The sequence below is a fragment of the Pseudooctadecabacter sp. genome, from assembly GCF_965657175.1.
Classification (GTDB): Bacteria; Pseudomonadota; Alphaproteobacteria; order Rhodobacterales; family Rhodobacteraceae; genus Octadecabacter.
Window position 1 is genome coordinate 1 of record NZ_CBFHNH010000020.1, and the last position, 16,863, is coordinate 16,863.

Genomic DNA, 16,863 nt, shown 5'->3' on the forward strand with positions numbered 1-16,863 from the left:
GATGCCTGCGATGTTCTGGCTGCGTCAACGGAGGCCAAGGCTGCAATGTCGACAAGCCTGACTATGCCGCCCCGCCCGCCATTCGCAAGTAGATTCTGCAAATAGAGGGCAATTTATGCAGTTTGTTGCGGGTTTTGGCCGATAACCACGCGATCCCGCCCATCAAGGTCCGTGCGAATCTGAACGTCTGTCAAACCGGCGGCGTCAAACAACTGCGACACGGCCGCCCCCTGGGTCGGTCCGATCTCAACCATCAGCCAGCCGCCCTGCACCAGATGCGCGCGCGCACCGGCGGTGATGATGCGGTAACACGATCGTCCGTCGGCTTCGTCCGTGAGGGCCATGCGCGGCTCATGAAAGAGCTCAGCCGTGAGGCCGGGCATCTCATCGGCGGCGATATAAGGCGGATTGGACACGATCAGATCATAGGTGCCCTCGACGCCTGCGTACCAATCACTGACCTCCAACGCGCAGCGGTCCGCGACGCCCAATTCAGCCGCATTCTGTTCGGCGATGTGCAATGCAGCCGGAGAGGCATCAGCGCCAATTCCAGTGGCCCCGCCCCGTTCGGCCAGAAGCGTCAGCAGGATGCAGCCCGATCCGGTGCCCAGATCAAGGACGCTGTCGAAGGGCTGCGCCAAAGCGGCCTCAATCAAGGTTTCCGTTTCCGGGCGCGGGTCCAACACATCAGGCGTGACCTTGAACCGGTAGGACCAGAAGTCGCGGTAGCCCAGCAGGTGTGACATGGGCTGCCCGCCTGCCCTGCGTTGGACATCGGCCATAAACACCGCCTCAGCGGCGGCGTCCATGTTGTCTTGGACGTGCAAGGTCAGTCGCCCCGCATCGACGCCTAGGCAGGCCGCCATCAACAGCCGCGCATCGCGGGCAGGATCCGGAATATCCGCTTGTTTGAGGATCGCTGTTCCTGCCGCAAGGGCCTGTTGCACGGTCATTGGGTTTGGATCGACCTTAACGGGACGCACGATTGAGATGATCCAACGCCATAAACGGATCACTCCCCCATCTCGGCCAAAGCCGCCGCCTGCGCGTCTTGGATCAGGGCATCCATGACCTCATCCAGATCGCCCTGCATGATCTGATCCAATTTGTATAAGGTCAGGTTGATGCGGTGGTCCGTCATGCGGCCTTGGGGGAAATTATAGGTGCGGATGCGTTCGGACCGGTCGCCGGACCCGACCTGCGACGCGCGGTCCGCCGACCGTTCATCATGCAGTTTTTGACGCTCCGCATCATAGAGCCGCGTCTTGAGGACCTGCATCGCGATCTCACGGTTGCGGTGTTGGGATTTCTCGGAACTGGTGACCACGATCCCTGACGGAATGTGGGTGATCCGCACCGCAGAATCGGTGGTGTTCACGTGCTGCCCGCCGGAGCCTGACGCGCGCATCGTATCGATGCGGATGTCGCCCGGGTTGATCTGGATATCCACGTCCTCTGCCTCTGGCAACACAGCCACAGTTGCCGCGGAGGTGTGGATGCGCCCGCCGCTTTCGGTCTCAGGCACGCGCTGCACGCGGTGCACGCCGCTTTCATATTTCATCCGCGCAAAGACGTTTTCGCCGGACACCCGAGCCGTCACTTCTTTGATCCCGCCCAACTCACTTTCGCTTTGCTCAAGGATTTCGAACTTCCAGCCACGCGCTTCGGCGTAGCGGGTGTACATGCGCAGCAGGTCACCGGCGAACAACGCCGCCTCATCCCCGCCGGTGCCGGGGCGAATTTCCACCAGCGCGGGTTTGCCATCGGCGGCATCGCGCGGAATCAGGGCCAGTTTCACGGCCTGTTCGGCCTCAGGCAGACGGGCGCGCAGATCGGGCAGCTCCATCTCAGCGAGTTCTTTCATCTCGGGGTCGGACAGCATCGCCTCCGCCCCGTCGATCTCCTCCACCAGATCGCGGTAGCCGCGCACGACCTCAACCACGGGGCGCAATTCGGCGTATTCGCGGCTGACGGCGACGAAGTCTTCACCGCTCAGCCCCTCGCCCATCCGGGCTTCCAGGAACTCAAAGCGTTCCGTGATCTGCTGCATTCTGTCGGTGGGTATCATGGGGTACGGTCTACCCGCTTAGCGGCCCGCGTCAAGCGCGGCCAGCCACCCCAAAATCCGCGCTCGGTTCACACCCAGATCGGCCTTGCCGAACCGCAGCCGCCCGTAGACCTGTAGGGTCGACGCGGTGCCATCAGGCGACTGCATCAAGGTGACGGTCGTATAATCGGGAAAACCCATCACGCGAGAGCGCGTTACATAGGTGATCTTGCCGGTCTCGACCGATCCGGCGACCCTTTGGGTGCGCGGCGTTTCGCGAATGATCGCATCCAGACGGGCCAGCACATCGCCGCCGCCGCCATCCAGCCTGCGTTGTTCGATGAAACTGCCCTCGGCGGGGTATTGTCCGGGTTCCATCATCGGCAGACCCGTGTCGTGCCAGACAGCAGCATTGACGGGGGCCAGACGGACGTAGGCCATCAGGGCCAGAGCCGCGGCCAACAGGCCGACTAGGATGTATCCAATATATGTCACGAATGGTGTTCCTTTATTGCCTTCGACATGAAGACTTAGCGGTATTTCACGCCGGGCAAGATGCTCAGCATTTCAAACATGATATTCGCCCCCACCAGCGCGGTGTTGCCGCTGGGATCATAAGGCGGAGAGACTTCGACGAGATCACAACCCACCACATTCAGCCCCCGCAGATTGCGGATCAATTGCATGGCCTGCGGCGTGGTCAGCCCGCCGATTTCAGGCGTGCCAGTGCCCGGCGCGAAACTGGGGTCAAGGCTGTCGATGTCGTAGGTGATATAGCAAGGCTGATCCCCGATGCTCTCTACAATCTCTTTTCCCAGCGTATCCAAAGGCTTGTGCCACAGACTTGATGCAAGTCTTTGGTTGAACCCCCAGCCCGCAGCCTCGGTGAAATCTTCGGCGGTGTAGCCGGTGCCACGAAGCCCAATTTGCCAGACTTTTGAGGGGGTTATGATCCCTTCTTCATAGGCTCGTCGGAAAACGGTGCCGTGGGTTTCACGCTCCCCGAACATTTCATCGTTGACGTCTGCATGGGCGTCCACATGCACCAGCGCCAGAGGCCCGTGTGTCTTCGCCATGGCCCGCAGGATTGGCAAGGTCATAGAATGATCTCCGCCCAGCCCCATGGGGATGACAGGATGCTTTAGGATGTCCTCGTAAGTCTTTTGAATAATTGATAAACTATCCGCCAGCGAAAACGTATTTACCGCCACATCCCCCAGATCAGCACATTGCAGGCTGTCAAATGGTGCCGCACCGGTCTGGATATTGTAGGGCCGGATCATCGCGCTTTCCTGGCGCAATTGTTTGGGGCCAAAGCGCGTGCCGGACCGCCATGAGGTGCCGATGTCCATGGGGATGCCGATGAACCCCACATCCAAACCTTCGGCGCTGGCTGCATCTGGCAGGCGCATAAAGGTCTGAAGCCCTGCGAAACGGGGCAGATCATTGCCGGATACGGGCTGATTGTAATCCATGTTTTACCTCTTGTTCCAAAGGTTTAGACAGCACAGTTCAAACGCCACATGCGCCCCCGCGATGGCCGTGGCCCCGGTGGTGTCATAGGGGGGTGAAACCTCAACCACATCGCCGCCCACCATGTTAATCCCCGCCAGATCGCGCAGCATGGCTGCGGCCTGCCAACTGGCCAGCCCGCCCCAAACGGGCGTGCCCGTGCCCGGCGCGAACGCTGGGTCCAACGCATCAATATCGAAGGTCACATAGGTCGCGCCGTCGCCCACGATCTCTTTGGTGCGGGCCACAACCCAATCGCTGCCCTTCTCGTGGCAAGTGCGCGCATCAAGGTATTCGATCCCCAGATAATCATCACATTCCGTCCGAATGCCGATCTGAACCGACCGCGCGGGGTCCACCAGACCCAGTTTGACGGCCTTATACATAAACGTCCCGTGGTCCACGCGGTCCATGTCGTCGTCGGCCCACAGGTCCGAATGGGCATCGAACTGGATAATCCCGAGGGGGCCGTATTTCGCCGCATAGGCCTTGAGGATTGGAAGCGTGATAAAGTGATCCCCGCCCAGCGTCACCGTCCCCGGCCCTTGTGCGAGGATGCCCGCGATATGCGCCTCAATCGCCGCCGGCGTGGCCGCGACATTGGCATAGTCAAAGGCCAGATCGCCGTAGTCCGCGATGGCGAAATCCTCAAGCGGGTCAAAGCCCCAGCCGTAGGGCGGATCGTAGGGTTGCAGGCTGCTGGCCTCACGGATGGCACGTGGACCAAATCGAGTACCAGGCCGGTTAGTGACCGCCTGATCGAAGGGCACGCCGGTCACAACCAGATCTACGCCCTTCAAATCCTTGGTGTATTTGCGCCGCAAAAACGACGTGGCCCCGCCGAAGGTGTTTTCAAAGGCCGCCCCCTTCAGGTCATCGCGGGTGAAGGCCAGATCGATCTGTCCGCGTGCATCTTCCAAAGCCATCAGCTGTCCCCCAAAGGTAGGGCGCGCTCTGCGATGCGCGCAAAGAACGACGCGCCATAGGGCGACGTCGCATCATCAAAATCGTAGTTGGGCTGGTGCAAACCCGCTGTGTCGCCATTGCCCACAAACAGATAACAGCCCGGACGGTGTTCTAGGAAATAGGCGAAATCCTCTGCGCCCATTTCGGGATGCGCGTCATCGCGCACACTGCCTTCGGCCGCGACCTCACGGGCCACATCTGCTGCGAAAACGGTCTCATCGGGGGTGTTGATCGTGGGCGGGAAACCCTCTTCGTAGCGCAGCGTCGCTTCGACGTTAAACGCTGCGGCATGGCCTGCCACGATCTCCTCCATCCGGCGTTTGACCAAGGCTTTGACCTCCCGGTCGAAGGTCCGCACGGTGCCGCCCAGATAGGCATCCTCTGAGATCACGTTGTCCGCCGTGCCCGCATGGATCATCGTCACCGACACCACCAGTTCATCCAGCGCAAAGTGGTTGCGGCTGACGATGGTGCCCATGGCCTGTGCGATGGCCAGCGCAGGCGGGATCGGGTCGCGGGTCTCATGGGGATAGGCGCCGTGGCCGCCTTCGCCTTTGATGTCCACGTGGAAGGTATCGACGGCGGCCATGATCGGCCCCGGTGTGGTGTAGAACTGCCCCACAGGGGTGCCAGGTGCGTTGTGCAACGCATAGACGTCACGGATGTCGAAACGGTCAAGCACGCCTTCTTCGACCATCAGTTCCGCCCCGCCGCCGGTTTCCTCAGCCGGTTGAAAAATCAGAACCACACGGCCAGCAAAGTTACGGGTTTCCGCTAGATATTTCGCGGCCCCCAGCAACATCGTCGTGTGTCCGTCATGGCCGCAAGCATGCATCTTTCCAGGTCGGGTTGAGGCCCAATCGGCCCCCGTCGTCTCGGCTATGGGGAGCGCGTCCATATCGGCGCGCAGGCCGATGGTGGGCCCCTCGCCCTGCCCATCGATCACGGCGATGACGCCGGAAATGGCCATACCTTCGTGAATTTCGTCAATCCCAAACTCCCGCAGTCGTTCAACCACATAGGCAGCCGTTTCATGGCACTGCTGGCCCAATTCAGGGTGCTGATGCAGGTGCCTGCGCCAGGCCGTCATCTCGTCGGCATAGCTTGCAATTCGGTTAATCACGGGCATCGGCTGGACCTCTGTGGCGGGGGTGGATAGCGTCACTGTGACACCAACGGGGATGCGCCACAATATGTCCGATGACTTGATCCACGCCACGCAAGACGACCAGCAAATGGACCGCCTTTTGGCGATCATGGCGGCCCTACGCGACCCCGACACCGGCTGCCCGTGGGATGTGGAACAGACCTTTGTGACCATCGCCCCCTACACGATTGAAGAGGCCTACGAGGTCGCAGATGCCATCGACCGCGGCGATATGGATGATCTGAAGGGTGAATTGGGAGACCTGCTGTTTCAATCCGTGTTCCACGCGCAAATGGCCAAGGACGCGGGGCATTTCACTTTTGCGGACGTGGCGCGCACCATGTCGGACAAGATGGTCGCCCGTCACCCCCATGTGTTTGGGGACGAAAGCAATGCCAAAACCCCCGATCAGCAATCCGCTGATTGGGAAAAAATCAAAGCCGCCGAACGCGCCCAGCGCGCCGAAACCCGCACGCTTGATGGTGTGGCCGTGGGCCTGCCTGCGCTGTTGCGCGCGCTGAAATTGCAAAAACGGGCGGCCCGTGTGGGGTTTGACTGGCCGGACGTGGGCCACGTGATCGACAAAATCGCCGAAGAAGCCGCCGAGGTGGTCGAGGCCCGCGATACCCTGACGCAAGAGGCGCTGACCGAAGAGGTGGGCGATCTGCTGTTCGTCATGGCCAATCTGGCACGGCACCTGAACATCGACCCCGAAGACGCCCTGCGTCGCGCCAACGCCAAATTTCAACGTCGGTTCGAAGGCGTCGAAGACGCATTGGCCGCCCGTGGCAAAACCCCTGCGGACAGTGACTTGGTTGAGATGGACGCCCTATGGGACGAAGTGAAGGCGGCAGAGCGACGTAGCTAGACCGCCTTTTCTTCCAACATCAGCCATTCTTCCTCAGCCTCTGCCAGCTTGTTCTGCCGTTCGACCAGCGCGTCCGTCGCTTTCTGGAATTTCACCGGCTCCCGCGTGAACAAGTCGGGATCGGCCATCAGCCCTTCCAGCTTGGCAATCTCCGCCTCCAGCCGTTCAATGACGGCGGGCAGTTCGGCCAACCGGTGCTTTTCGGTAAAGCTGAGGCCTTCGGATTTCGGCGCGGGGGCGGCCTTTTCCGCCTTGGGCTTAGGCGCATCGGCCTTGACGGGCGCTGGCATGTCCTCGGCCCGTTGGGCCTGATAATCAGACCAGCCGCCCGCGTAGGTCACGGCCTTGCCGCCGCCTTCCATGGCGATGGTTGTTGTCGCCACACGGTCGATGAAATCGCGGTCGTGACTGACCAGCATTACCGTGCCGGGGTAGTCGCCCAACAGGTCCTGCAACAGATCAAGCGTTTCGATATCCAGATCGTTTGTCGGTTCGTCCAAGATCAGGACATTGGATTCCCGCGCCATCAGCCGCGCCAACAGCAGCCGCGCCTTTTCGCCGCCAGACAGGGACCGGACCGGGGCGCGGACCTGACGTTCGTCGAACAAGAATTCCTTAAGGTAGCCCACCACATGTTTGGGCTGGCCGCGCACCATGATCTGGTCGGCCTTGCCGCTGACCGCCATGCTGGGGTCTGTCGTCAGATTGTCCCATAACGTGGTTTCAGGGTTCAGCTGCGCGCGCGCCTGATCGAAGACGGCAATGTCCAGATTGGTGCCGTGTTTGACCGATCCGGTGTCGGGCGCCACCTCCCCCAGCAGCATCTTGATCAGAGTCGTTTTGCCCACGCCATTGGGGCCGACAAAGGCCACACGGTCGCCGCGCTGCACGGTCAGATCAAACCCGCGCACGATGGTCTTGTCGTCGAATGCTTTGGTCAGGCCAAACGCCTCAATCACCTTTTTGCCGGAACTTTGCCCCGCCTCAAACGCCATGGCCGCTGTGCCCTGCCGTTTGATCTGTCCTGCCCTTTCGGCGCGCAAATCCTGTAGCGCGCGGACGCGGCCTTGGTTGCGTTTGCGGCGCGCGGAAATCCCTTCGACGGCCCAGCGCGCCTCCGCCTTAATCTTACGGTTCAGCTTGTGGCGCTGCATGTCTTCGTCGTCCCACGTCTTGTCGCGCCACGCCTCGAAGTGTTCAAACCCCTTTTCCTGCCGCCGCACCGCACCACGATCGATCCACAGCGTTGCACGGGTCAGCGCGTTCAAAAATGCCCTGTCGTGTGAGATCAAAACAAAGCCCGCTTTGGTCTGGCCGAGTTCACGTTCCAGCCAGCGGATCGCCTCGATATCGAGGTGGTTCGTCGGCTCATCCAGCAGCATCAATCCTGGCGCTTCGGCCATGAGTTTCGCCAGCGCAGCACGCCGCCGTTCCCCGCCCGAGGCCACGGACACGTCGCGCGCGGGATCGAATTTCAGCCCCTCGGCCACAGCATCCACGCGCCACGCCTCGCTGATGTCCAACCCAGAGGCTGCGTAATCGCCCAAGGTCGCGCAGCCTTCCATCGTGGGGTCTTGCTCCATATACCCGACGCTCAGGCCCGGTGCGGCCACGACGCTGCCTTTGTCCGGTTCAACCAAGCCTGCCATGACCTTCAACAAGGTCGATTTGCCCGACCCGTTGCGCCCCACCAGCGCCACCCGGTCACCCGGTTGAACCACAAGTGACAGGTCGTCGAAAACGGGTTCCCCCCCGAAGGTCAGGGAAATGTCGGATGCTTGTAATAAAGGTGCGCGTGCCATGGGTGTCAGCTAGCCCCGCCCCTGCCCGTGATCAACCGCAAAAACCGCGCAAAGGGATCCCTTGTTCATCTGGCCAGAAAAACTCCCGCCGGAGGCCCAAATCTTTCTATGGCGCCGCGACGGCGCGCAAAGCGGCGGCGCGCGCAGGCGGCACGCGGTCAATCTCAACCCCTGTGAAGACATGCAGGGTGTTCATATCGCGGTCGATCACGGCATGGTCGCTGACCCAGCCGCCCATGGACAGATAGGTCCGCAACAACGGCGGCACCTTGGCCAGTGCTGCGCGCCGGTCCTTCAGCGGCCCCGCATTGGCGGCGAATTCCAACACCTCGGCGGCTTTAACGCCCACCGTGCCCGACACATGACGCGCGGCCAGCAGATCAAAACAGTCGGCGTAGGCCTGCGCATCAACACCGGAAAAAGACGAACAGCCAAAGAGCAGCTTGCCACCGCGCGCATCCACAATCCGCGCCAGCATCCCCCACGCCAGCCGCACCACATCCGCGTCAATCACATTGGGGGCCACACAAAAGCGGCCCAGTTCGACGTATGGGCCGGGCACATCCAAATCGGACAGGTCATAAAACTGGCCGGTGTAGCCCTGCTGCATCGCCCCAAGCGAGCCAAACACCTGCATCCGGTAGCAACAGACCAATCGGCCCGTGGCGTCCTCAACCAACACATGGTCGCAGGCGGCGTCAAAGCCGTCCGCATCCAGCCCCCCTGCGCGGGTGGGCAGCTGTGCGGCCTCAACAAAACACAAATGGCGCAGCCGCTGACAGGCGGCAACATCGGCGTCCGACACAGCCAAACGCGCCACATAGCCGCCACGCGCCACGCTTTCTATCGTTAAAACAGGCTGATCCTTTGCCACATGCGGCCCCTTCAGATCAGACGCAGCACTTACCCGTCGCCCAGAAAATCGCCAGCGTTGAAGCGGCCGATGGACCCGAACAGCTGCCGCAGGAAGGTGGTGTCGCGCACGTTGTCTTGCGTCACACGGCGCGACAACGGCACGACATTGCCGTTCTCAAGCCCGAACCGTTCCACGTTGGATACGATGCCTTCGGCGTCAAAACGGATCGCCACGACCTCACGGTCAATCTCTTTGGGTTCAAGTGGGCCATAAAGACGGAACCGGCTTTGGACGTAGAAGAAATCCCCGCCATCGGTCACACCCGATGCTGTCGGGGGGCCGACCACATCGGCCACTGTGTCACGGGTGTCGATGCCCACCAGCACTTCGGCCAGTTGGTCATCTGTGGGGGCATAGCCGTGGTTGCGATACATCGTGGTGCAGCCCACCGCCATAAACAGCGCCGTGCCCACCAATGTGGCCCGGATCATGCGACCTGTTGGCGTCATGCTTACCCCTCCTGCGCGCGCCGATGCTTTTGCATTGGCTTTTCGCGGCGTTTGACGCATTTACAGCCAAGACACCGCCGTTTTCAAGGGTTGCCGCACATGTCCGATCGTCCCCGCCATATTGTCCGCCTGTCCGACCTGCCAAGCCGCAAGCGCACGCCTATCCAGATTGAACCGGATGCTGCGGGGCGCGCGGAATTGGCAGAGGCGTTGGATGTGCTGACAATCCGCAAGCTGCGCCTTGAGGGGGAGCTTATTCCTATGGGCAAAACCGACTGGCGGCTTGAGGCCACATTGGGTGCCACGGTCCAGCAGGCCTGCGTTGTCACGCTTGAACCCGTAACCACACGCATCGACGACGACGTGTTGCGCACCTATTCGGCCAATTTCGAGGACCCAGACGCGGCTGAGGTCGAAATGCCCGAGGACGACACCACCGAACCTTTGCCCGAAACCCTTGATCTGGTTGCCGTCATGGCAGAGGCGCTGGCGCTGTCCCTGCCGCCCTTCCCGCGCAAGAACGGGGCAGAGATCGGGTCCGTGCAATATACCGAACCCGGCAAAGCGGCCATGACGGACGAAGACGCACGCCCCTTTGCGGGGCTTGCCGCCCTGCGTGACAGCCTTGAAAACAAGGACGATGACGTTAGCTAAGGCGCATGGGTCGCGGGGCCCGAAAACCCCTTGCCAAATAAAGGAATCGCAGTATGTTCGCGCTTCCTTTCAGATCACGTCTCGACAGGCGGTGGGATTTATCCTAAAGCCGCCCGAACGACCGGCGAAACGCAGGTCTGAAAGCGAAATTCACACGGGCCACCCGATACAAATGGCCCCCTACCCGAGGTTGCGACATGGCTGTCCCACAGAATAAAATCTCCAAATCCCGTCGGAACAACCGTCGGTCCCACCACGCTCTGGACGGTGCAAACCCAAACGAATGCCCCTCCTGCGGTGAGTTGAAGCGCCCCCACCACATCTGCCCGTCCTGCGGGTCCTATGCAGATCGTGAAGTTGTGGCGCAGGCCGACGAAATCGATCTGGACGACGACGCAGCATAAGCCTTAGGGTCGGACCTCAAGGGGAATACCGATGAGCGCTGCTGACCCATCTGCTGACACACTTGTATTATCGGTCGACGCCATGGGCGGCGACCAAGGGCCCGCACCAGTGGTTGCGGGCCTTGCGCTGTTTTTGGCCCGCGACACGGACGCCCATATTCTGTTGCACGGGATCGAAGACCAAATCAGGCCCCTGCTGGACAAAAAGAGGATCACCGACCGCGTGACGGTCGTGCATGCCGACGATGTCGTGTCCATGACCGACAAGCCGTCCCATGTGATGCGCCACGGCAAAACCACATCCATGTGGTCCGCGGTTGAGGCCGTGCGCGCCAAAAAGGCCGCGGTCTGTGTGTCCTGCGGCAACACCGGTGCGCTGATGGCGGTGTCGATGATCCGCCTGCGCAAGGCCGAGGGCGTCAACCGCCCCGCCATCGCCTGCCTGTGGCCATCGCGCAATGGAACAGGGTTCAATGTGATGCTGGATGCCGGTGCGGACATTCGCGCCGATGAAGAGGATCTGTTGACCTACGCGCTCATGGGCGCGTCCTACGCGCGCAACGGTCTGGGCCTGACACGTCCCCGCGTGGGGCTGCTCAACGTTGGCACCGAAGAGCACAAAGGCCGGGCTGAGCTGAAAGTCGCCGGTGACATGATCGCCCGCACCGCCCCCAAGGGCGATTTCGACTATGTGGGATTCGTCGAAGGCGGCGACCTGCCCTCCGCCCGTGTGGATGTGGTTGTGACGGACGGGTTCACCGGTAATATCGCGCTGAAAACCGGCGAAGGCACAGCGAACTTTATCTCAGACAGTTTGCGCAGCGCCTTTAAGGCCACGCCCTTTAGCCGCATCGCCGCCCTTTTGGCCGCCACTTCGCTGCGCCGTCTGAAAAAGAAAATCGATCCCCGCCGCGTCAACGGCGGTGTGTTTCTTGGCCTCAACGGCACCGTGATCAAATCCCACGGGTCGGCTGACGCCACCGGCGTGAAAGCCGCCCTTGATCTGGCCGCACGGCTTGGCCGCTCGGGCTTTGCAGACAAGCTGGCCGCACGGGTTGCATCCGCCGCCGTCCATGCGCAAGATGACGCAACGGAAGACAAGCCGGACACCGGCGCGAGCAAGGACACCTAACACCAATGACCATTCGCGCCACTGTCACCGGCGTCGGCCACCACCTGCCCGAACGGGTGGTCCCCAATGCGGAATTCGAAGCCCTCGTCGACACCAGTGATGAATGGATCCGCACACGGTCCGGCATTGAACGCAGACATTTTGCGGGACCCGATGAATTCACCTCCGATCTGGGCACTAAGGCCGCGCAGAACGCGCTGACCATGGCAGGGCTCGCCCCCGACGACATCGACGCCATCATTGTGGCGACCTCCACCCCTGATCTGACGTTCCCGTCGGCGGCCACGATGATCCAGCAAAAACTGGGCATGACGCGCGGCTTTGCCTACGATGTGCAGGCGGTATGCGCGGGCTTTGTCTTTGCCTTGGGCAATGCGCAGGGCCTGATTCTGTCCGGTCAGGCGCGCCGTGTCCTTGTCATCGGCGCAGAGACGTTTTCACGCATCCTCGACATGACAGACCGCAGCACCTGCGTTTTGTTCGGGGACGGCGCGGGCGCGCTGGTGCTTGAGGCCACAGAAGGCACCGGCACCGCGCAAGACCGTGGTATTCTTGGCGTGGACCTCAATTCCGACGGGCGCCACCGCGACATGCTCTATGTGGATGGCGGCATGGTCAGCCAGCAGACCGGTTTTATCAAGATGCAGGGCAATGCGCTGTTCCGGCAAGCGGTCGAAAAGCTCGCCTCAACTGCGCAAACCGCGCTTGATAAGGCGGGCGTGCCCCATGACGACGTGGATTGGGTTGTCCCCCATCAGGCCAACATCCGCATCATTCAAGGGACCGCCAAGAAACTTGGCCTCAGCATGGATAAGGTCGTTGTGACCGTCCAAGACCACGGCAACACCTCCGCTGCGTCCATCCCATTGGCCCTGTCGGTGGGGGGCGAGCGCGGCCAGATCAAACCTGGCGATCTGCTGGTCACCGAGGCCATCGGCGGCGGTCTGGCGTGGGGCGCTGTCGTCATCCGCTGGTAGCTGTCAACTACGTCTGACAACCCGTTGTTATTGACTCTCTTTTTGCGGTCGGCCTAAAGTTGCAGGAATTCCAGAGGGGGACACAATGACCGACAAGACGTTGACGCGGATGGACCTGGCGGATGCCGTACATCAAGAAGTGGGCCTGTCCCGCAATGAAAGTGCCGATTTGGTGGAATCCGTGCTGACCCATATGTCCGATGCCCTGGCCAAAGGCGACAGCGTCAAAATCTCCTCCTTCGGTACGTTTTCGATCCGCGACAAGGCGGCCCGTGTGGGCCGCAACCCCAAGACCGGCGAAGAGGTGCCCATCACCCCGCGCCGTGTTCTCAGCTTTCGGCCCAGCCACCTGATGAAAGACCGCGTCGCAGCTGGCAACAAACGCTAACGACGCGAAAGGACGATCCCATGTCCAAGTCCCGCGATGCCTTTCGAACGATCTCAGAAGTGTCCGAGGCACTGGATGTGCCTGCCCATGTGCTGCGGTTTTGGGAAAGCAAATTCGCGCAAGTTAAGCCCGTGAAACGCGCCGGCGGTCGGCGCTATTACCGCCCTGCGGATGTTGATCTGTTGGCGGGCATCAAGAAATTGCTCCACGAAGACGGAATGACGATCAAAGGCGCGCAAAAACTGCTGCGCGAACAAGGCGTCAAATCCGTATCGGCCGTGGGTGCCGCCCTCCTGCCCGGCAATACGGTTGATGCGGCCCCTGAGCCCACGCCACCCGAAGCCACGGTGCCCGCAGATCCCGCGCCCACCGAACCTGAGGCAACGGTCGAAATCACCAATGTCGTCCCATTGCCCCCCAAAGCAGACGGCCCTGCCCTGACCTTGGACCTAAGCGCCAAAGACACATCAGCAGAAACACCTGCGGCTGCAGATGCGGCGCCGGTTGAAACCGTCGCAGCCGAGGCGCCGCCCGTTGACGCCACGCCCGTCGCAGATGCGGCCGCGACATCCGACGTGGCCCCGTCCGTGCCTGCCGATCCATCGGACAGCGACAGCAAAGCACCGGCGCGCCTGTTTCACCTGTTGCGCGATGCGCCCCATGACCGTATCGCGGCCAAGGCCCAGACCATCGCACCCTTGCTGGAACGGATGCGCGATCTGCGCGGCCGGATCGAAACCCGCTAGTCTGCGCAGAATCATGCGTTTTACGCCTTGCCCCAGCGGACATTTCCGGTATGAACGCGCTCAAGTCGGGCTATGGCGCAGCCTGGTAGCGCGTCCGTCTGGGGGACGGAAGGTCGCAGGTTCGAGTCCTGCTAGCCCGACCATTGAAAAACCGCCCGCCACGCTGATGCGTTGGCGGGCGATTTTGTGTCCGACAGCCAGTTGAAAGGCGATGATCCCATGAAAACAGGCGTTCTGTCTGACACCCAGATTTCACAACTGTTGGCTCAGGGCGGTATTTCGGCCAGTGCCCCGCTTGAAGAGGGCCAAGTCCAGCCTGCATCGCTGGATCTTCGGCTGGGTGCGAAAGCCTACCGGGTGCGGGCCTCGTTTTTGGCGGGCAAAGACCACACGGTCGCGGACCGGCTCGCGCAATTCACAATGCATGAGATTGACCTCACCGGTGGGGCGGTTCTTGAAAAAGGCTGCGTCTATGTGGTGCCCCTGATGGAGGCCCTCGCCCTACCCCAAGGGATGACAGCTGCGGCCAGCGCCAAGTCGTCCACCGGACGGCTTGATCTGCTGACGCGGATCATCACGGATCAAGGTGTGGAGTTTGACCGGGTGCCCGATGGCTACTCCGGCCCGCTTTTCGTTGAAATCTGCCCGCGGTCTTTTTCGGTTCTGGTTCGGCCGGGGCTGATGTTGAACCAGATCATCTTCCGTCAGGGCAAAACCTTGATGACCGACGCCGAACTTTTGGCCCTGCATCAATCGACCCCGATCGTGGATGGCGACGCCGTGATCTCAGACGGGCTGGGCTTTTCTGTCGATTTGCGCCCCTCCGATGGGGACCTTGTGGGATACCGGGCCAAACCGCACACGGGCGTCATCGATCTGGGGCAGATCAACCACTATGACCCCAACGATTTCTGGGAGGAGGTCCACACCAATGATGGGCGCATCATCCTCGACCCCGGTGCGTTCTACATCCTTGTCAGCCGTGAGGCGATTGCCATCCCCCCTGATTGCGCCGCCGAAATGGCCCCCTATTTGGCGATGGTCGGGGAATTTCGCGTGCATTATGCAGGGTTTTTTGATCCCGGTTTCGGCTGGGACAGTGCAGGCGGGCAAGGGTCACGCGGCGTTCTTGAGGTCCGGTGTCACGAGGCACCCTTCGTTCTTGAACATGGGCAGATCGTCGGGCGCTTGGTTTACGAACATATGTCCCAAACTCCAAAAGCTCTCTATGGGCAGGACATCAAATCCAACTATCAGGGTCAGGGGCTGAAACTGTCGAAGCACTTCAGATCACCCGACTGATCAAGCGGCCCGCACGTCTTCATCGTCGTCAATTTCGACGGAATCGGCGTCCGCATCCATCATGAATTTTTCCTCGTCCGAAAGCGTCGGGTCCGGTGCGAAGACAAAGACGTCTTCGCCTTCCATTGCCATGACAGGTACGGTCGAGGCCTCGTCGGATTTGGCCAAATAAAGACCCTGATCTGCGCGCGTGATTGCGGCCGTGGGCGCATCATCGGTTTCGCGCATATCACTCATCCCCAAGGGGATATCGAGTGAGGCGGGCTGCATGGACAGGCCCGCGCAGAACGGACCCGCCACGTCAGCCATGGCCCTGCGCAGACGGCCTGCAACGATGTCGAGATTGCCGACATCCTTGATCTTCAAAAGAATCAAAAACTCCGACGTGCCCCACCGCCCCAAGGCATCCGTGCCGCGCAGCTGGCCTTGCACGCTTTGCGCCACCCGCGCCAAAGCTGCCTCGGGATCGCCCTCACCAAAGGTGGCATCGATGTTCCTGAAATAGTCGACATCCATCAAGATAAGCCCGAATTGCGCACCGGTGCTTCGGAAATCCACCCAAGCGCCCTCGACCACTTCGGTCATGCCGAACCGGTTGAGGGCCCCCGTCACCGGATCGATCCGGTCAAACATTGCCAATTCGCGTGCCGCACGGCGTCGTGCAGCCACCGATCCTTCATGCCGCGCGGCGGTCGTCAGCAAAATCGCCAACATCGCACAGGTGATCACCGAGATCATCGCCGCGACGTGGGTCTGCTCCCCCATGGCACCGGACCAGCTGAGCCCCATCCCAGACAGCCAGGGAATTACTACGATAGACGCCACCATAACCCGCGTCTGCACCCCGATGTCCCCCATCATGAACGCCACCCGCACGAAGGGACGGTGCAGATAGATCGACAGCATCGACAGCGACGCAGACAACAGCCCCAGAAACGTAAAGACACCCACGTCCCCGTTAAAGAAGACCAACCCGTAACTCATCCCCAGAACGGTCGTGAACACCAAGGTCAAGCCGCCGACCAAAAACAAGCCACCCACGCGGCCGTTGCCTTGGCGGATCAGCGTTGCAACTGCAAAGGCCCCGATGGTCAACGCGGATTCAATAGAAAACCGTCCGCTGAACCCGTCAACTGGGCCGAAGACGCTGAGGGGCGGCGCGCCCGTCAGCCCCACCAAAGCTGCATCCATGACCCGTGCGGCACAGACCAACAGGATCGTCCCCAGCACCAGCAGGCGCCAAATACCATGGCTTCCGAACCGACGTGTTTTGAGGATACACAGCCCCAGCCCAATCAATGACACCCCTGTCAGCGGATGCGTCGCAGATTTCCCGTTCAGCGGTTGCAACAGCAAATCGACGCCCGCGTAACTGGTAATCAGCCCCAAGACCCCGCAGGCCATGGTGAGGATCGACAAGGGCACACGGGCCCGCAACGCAATACGGATGAAATTGATCGGAGGGCCGTCAAAGCGGCCAAGTGCAGACTGTGTCATGAAAACCCTCACAATTTGGTGTGTGGGGCTTATGGCCTGCTGCGCATGAATATTTC

General features: G+C 61.2%; 18 protein-coding genes and 1 tRNA gene. 9 read left to right on the forward strand and 10 right to left on the reverse strand.

Going from position 1 to position 16,863, the window contains the following annotated elements; all coding sequences use genetic code 11:
- Positions 1 to 113: 113 nt before the first annotated feature.
- Genes prmC through ACTG36_RS14030 form a run of 6 tightly spaced genes read right to left on the reverse strand, consistent with a single transcriptional unit; the run spans position 114 to position 5,654 of the window.
- Positions 114 to 1,016 (reverse strand): peptide chain release factor N(5)-glutamine methyltransferase, encoded by a 903-nt coding sequence (gene prmC, locus ACTG36_RS14005; RefSeq protein ID WP_375281977.1) that lies wholly within the window; start codon positions 1,014 to 1,016, stop codon positions 114 to 116.
- Positions 1,013 to 2,068, reverse strand: a complete 1,056-nt coding sequence (prfA, locus tag ACTG36_RS14010) for a peptide chain release factor 1 (protein WP_375281976.1) — start codon at positions 2,066 to 2,068, stop codon at positions 1,013 to 1,015. Before prfA ends, prmC begins: the two co-directional genes overlap by 4 nt.
- A gap of 18 nt (positions 2,069 to 2,086) precedes the next feature.
- Entirely contained in the window at positions 2,087 to 2,542 is a 456-nt protein-coding gene (locus tag ACTG36_RS14015; RefSeq protein WP_439142672.1) for a DUF1499 domain-containing protein, read from the reverse strand.
- Between the two features lie 35 nt (positions 2,543 to 2,577).
- Complete coding sequence (speB, locus tag ACTG36_RS14020) at positions 2,578 to 3,522, reverse strand: agmatinase (protein ID WP_375281974.1); 945 nt, start codon at positions 3,520 to 3,522, stop codon at positions 2,578 to 2,580.
- Between the two features lie 3 nt (positions 3,523 to 3,525).
- The gene (speB, locus tag ACTG36_RS14025; RefSeq protein WP_375281973.1) at positions 3,526 to 4,485 is read right to left on the reverse strand and encodes an agmatinase; all 960 of its coding nucleotides are present in this window, start codon (positions 4,483 to 4,485) and stop codon (positions 3,526 to 3,528) included.
- Positions 4,485 to 5,654 (reverse strand): M20 aminoacylase family protein, encoded by a 1,170-nt coding sequence (locus ACTG36_RS14030; RefSeq protein WP_375281972.1) that lies wholly within the window; start codon positions 5,652 to 5,654, stop codon positions 4,485 to 4,487. The genes speB (ACTG36_RS14025) and ACTG36_RS14030 overlap by 1 nt, the downstream gene beginning before the upstream one ends.
- Before the next feature lie 64 nt (positions 5,655 to 5,718).
- Between ACTG36_RS14030 and mazG the strand changes: the two genes are divergently transcribed.
- Entirely contained in the window at positions 5,719 to 6,540 is an 822-nt protein-coding gene (gene mazG / locus ACTG36_RS14035) for a nucleoside triphosphate pyrophosphohydrolase (RefSeq protein WP_375281971.1), read from the forward strand.
- On the opposite strand, the gene ACTG36_RS14040 is transcribed toward mazG, so the two are convergent.
- The 3 genes from ACTG36_RS14040 to ACTG36_RS14050 form a co-directional block, all read right to left on the reverse strand.
- Positions 6,537 to 8,342: an ABC-F family ATP-binding cassette domain-containing protein gene (locus tag ACTG36_RS14040; protein WP_375281970.1), complete on the reverse strand. Its 1,806-nt coding sequence runs from the start codon at positions 8,340 to 8,342 to the stop codon at positions 6,537 to 6,539. The genes mazG and ACTG36_RS14040 overlap by 4 nt on opposite strands.
- 106 nt (positions 8,343 to 8,448) lie before the next feature.
- A complete protein-coding gene (locus ACTG36_RS14045; protein ID WP_375281969.1) occupies positions 8,449 to 9,216 on the reverse strand; it encodes a GNAT family N-acetyltransferase in 768 nt (255 codons plus the stop codon).
- Between the two features lie 29 nt (positions 9,217 to 9,245).
- Positions 9,246 to 9,707 carry an outer membrane protein assembly factor BamE gene (locus ACTG36_RS14050; protein WP_375281968.1) on the reverse strand — a complete coding sequence of 154 codons (462 nt, stop codon included), beginning with the start codon at positions 9,705 to 9,707 and terminating at the stop codon, positions 9,246 to 9,248.
- Positions 9,708 to 9,806: 99 nt separating this feature from the next.
- Here ACTG36_RS14050 and ACTG36_RS14055 point away from each other — a divergent pair, with 99 nt between their 5' ends.
- From ACTG36_RS14055 to ACTG36_RS14090, 8 genes are all read left to right on the forward strand, one after another.
- Positions 9,807 to 10,361 (forward strand): YceD family protein, encoded by a 555-nt coding sequence (locus ACTG36_RS14055; RefSeq protein ID WP_375281967.1) that lies wholly within the window; start codon positions 9,807 to 9,809, stop codon positions 10,359 to 10,361.
- 197 nt (positions 10,362 to 10,558) lie between these two features.
- On the forward strand, positions 10,559 to 10,765 hold the full coding sequence (gene rpmF, locus ACTG36_RS14060) for a 50S ribosomal protein L32 (RefSeq protein ID WP_296417239.1): 207 nt from the start codon (positions 10,559 to 10,561) through the stop codon (positions 10,763 to 10,765).
- A gap of 31 nt (positions 10,766 to 10,796) precedes the next feature.
- Positions 10,797 to 11,897: a phosphate acyltransferase PlsX gene (gene plsX / locus ACTG36_RS14065; RefSeq protein ID WP_375281966.1), complete on the forward strand. Its 1,101-nt coding sequence runs from the start codon at positions 10,797 to 10,799 to the stop codon at positions 11,895 to 11,897.
- A gap of 5 nt (positions 11,898 to 11,902) precedes the next feature.
- Positions 11,903 to 12,874 (forward strand): beta-ketoacyl-ACP synthase III, encoded by a 972-nt coding sequence (locus ACTG36_RS14070; protein ID WP_375281965.1) that lies wholly within the window; start codon positions 11,903 to 11,905, stop codon positions 12,872 to 12,874.
- Between the two features lie 85 nt (positions 12,875 to 12,959).
- Positions 12,960 to 13,262, forward strand: a complete 303-nt coding sequence (gene ihfA, locus ACTG36_RS14075) for an integration host factor subunit alpha (protein ID WP_375281964.1) — start codon at positions 12,960 to 12,962, stop codon at positions 13,260 to 13,262.
- A 20-nt stretch (positions 13,263 to 13,282) separates the two neighbouring features.
- Complete coding sequence (locus tag ACTG36_RS14080; RefSeq protein WP_439142678.1) at positions 13,283 to 14,008, forward strand: MerR family transcriptional regulator; 726 nt, start codon at positions 13,283 to 13,285, stop codon at positions 14,006 to 14,008.
- 66 nt (positions 14,009 to 14,074) lie between these two features.
- A tRNA-Pro gene (locus ACTG36_RS14085) sits at positions 14,075 to 14,151 on the forward strand.
- 76 nt (positions 14,152 to 14,227) lie between these two features.
- Positions 14,228 to 15,310 (forward strand): 2'-deoxycytidine 5'-triphosphate deaminase, encoded by a 1,083-nt coding sequence (locus tag ACTG36_RS14090; protein WP_375281679.1) that lies wholly within the window; start codon positions 14,228 to 14,230, stop codon positions 15,308 to 15,310.
- Here the strand turns inward: ACTG36_RS14090 and ACTG36_RS14095 are convergent, their stop codons facing one another.
- Positions 15,311 to 16,807 (reverse strand): sensor domain-containing diguanylate cyclase, encoded by a 1,497-nt coding sequence (locus tag ACTG36_RS14095; protein ID WP_375281678.1) that lies wholly within the window; start codon positions 16,805 to 16,807, stop codon positions 15,311 to 15,313.
- Between the last annotated feature and the right edge of the window lie 56 nt (positions 16,808 to 16,863).

Coding starts and splice junctions, on each gene's coding strand:
- speB (WP_375281973.1), bottom strand. CDS start 4,485: ATGGCTTTGGAAGATGCACGCGGACAGATCGATCTGGCCTTCACCCGC.
- ACTG36_RS14090 (WP_375281679.1), top strand. CDS start 14,228: ATGAAAACAGGCGTTCTGTCTGACACCCAGATTTCACAACTGTTGGCT.
- ACTG36_RS14040 (WP_375281970.1), bottom strand. CDS start 8,342: ATGGCACGCGCACCTTTATTACAAGCATCCGACATTTCCCTGACCTTC.
- ACTG36_RS14055 (WP_375281967.1), top strand. CDS start 9,807: ATGTCCGATCGTCCCCGCCATATTGTCCGCCTGTCCGACCTGCCAAGC.
- speB (WP_375281974.1), bottom strand. CDS start 3,522: ATGGATTACAATCAGCCCGTATCCGGCAATGATCTGCCCCGTTTCGCA.
- ACTG36_RS14095 (WP_375281678.1), bottom strand. CDS start 16,807: ATGACACAGTCTGCACTTGGCCGCTTTGACGGCCCTCCGATCAATTTC.
- plsX (WP_375281966.1), top strand. CDS start 10,797: ATGAGCGCTGCTGACCCATCTGCTGACACACTTGTATTATCGGTCGAC.
- ACTG36_RS14070 (WP_375281965.1), top strand. CDS start 11,903: ATGACCATTCGCGCCACTGTCACCGGCGTCGGCCACCACCTGCCCGAA.
- ihfA (WP_375281964.1), top strand. CDS start 12,960: ATGACCGACAAGACGTTGACGCGGATGGACCTGGCGGATGCCGTACAT.
- ACTG36_RS14050 (WP_375281968.1), bottom strand. CDS start 9,707: ATGACGCCAACAGGTCGCATGATCCGGGCCACATTGGTGGGCACGGCG.
- ACTG36_RS14030 (WP_375281972.1), bottom strand. CDS start 5,654: ATGCCCGTGATTAACCGAATTGCAAGCTATGCCGACGAGATGACGGCC.
- rpmF (WP_296417239.1), top strand. CDS start 10,559: ATGGCTGTCCCACAGAATAAAATCTCCAAATCCCGTCGGAACAACCGT.
- prfA (WP_375281976.1), bottom strand. CDS start 2,068: ATGATACCCACCGACAGAATGCAGCAGATCACGGAACGCTTTGAGTTC.
- mazG (WP_375281971.1), top strand. CDS start 5,719: ATGTCCGATGACTTGATCCACGCCACGCAAGACGACCAGCAAATGGAC.
- ACTG36_RS14080 (WP_439142678.1), top strand. CDS start 13,283: ATGTCCAAGTCCCGCGATGCCTTTCGAACGATCTCAGAAGTGTCCGAG.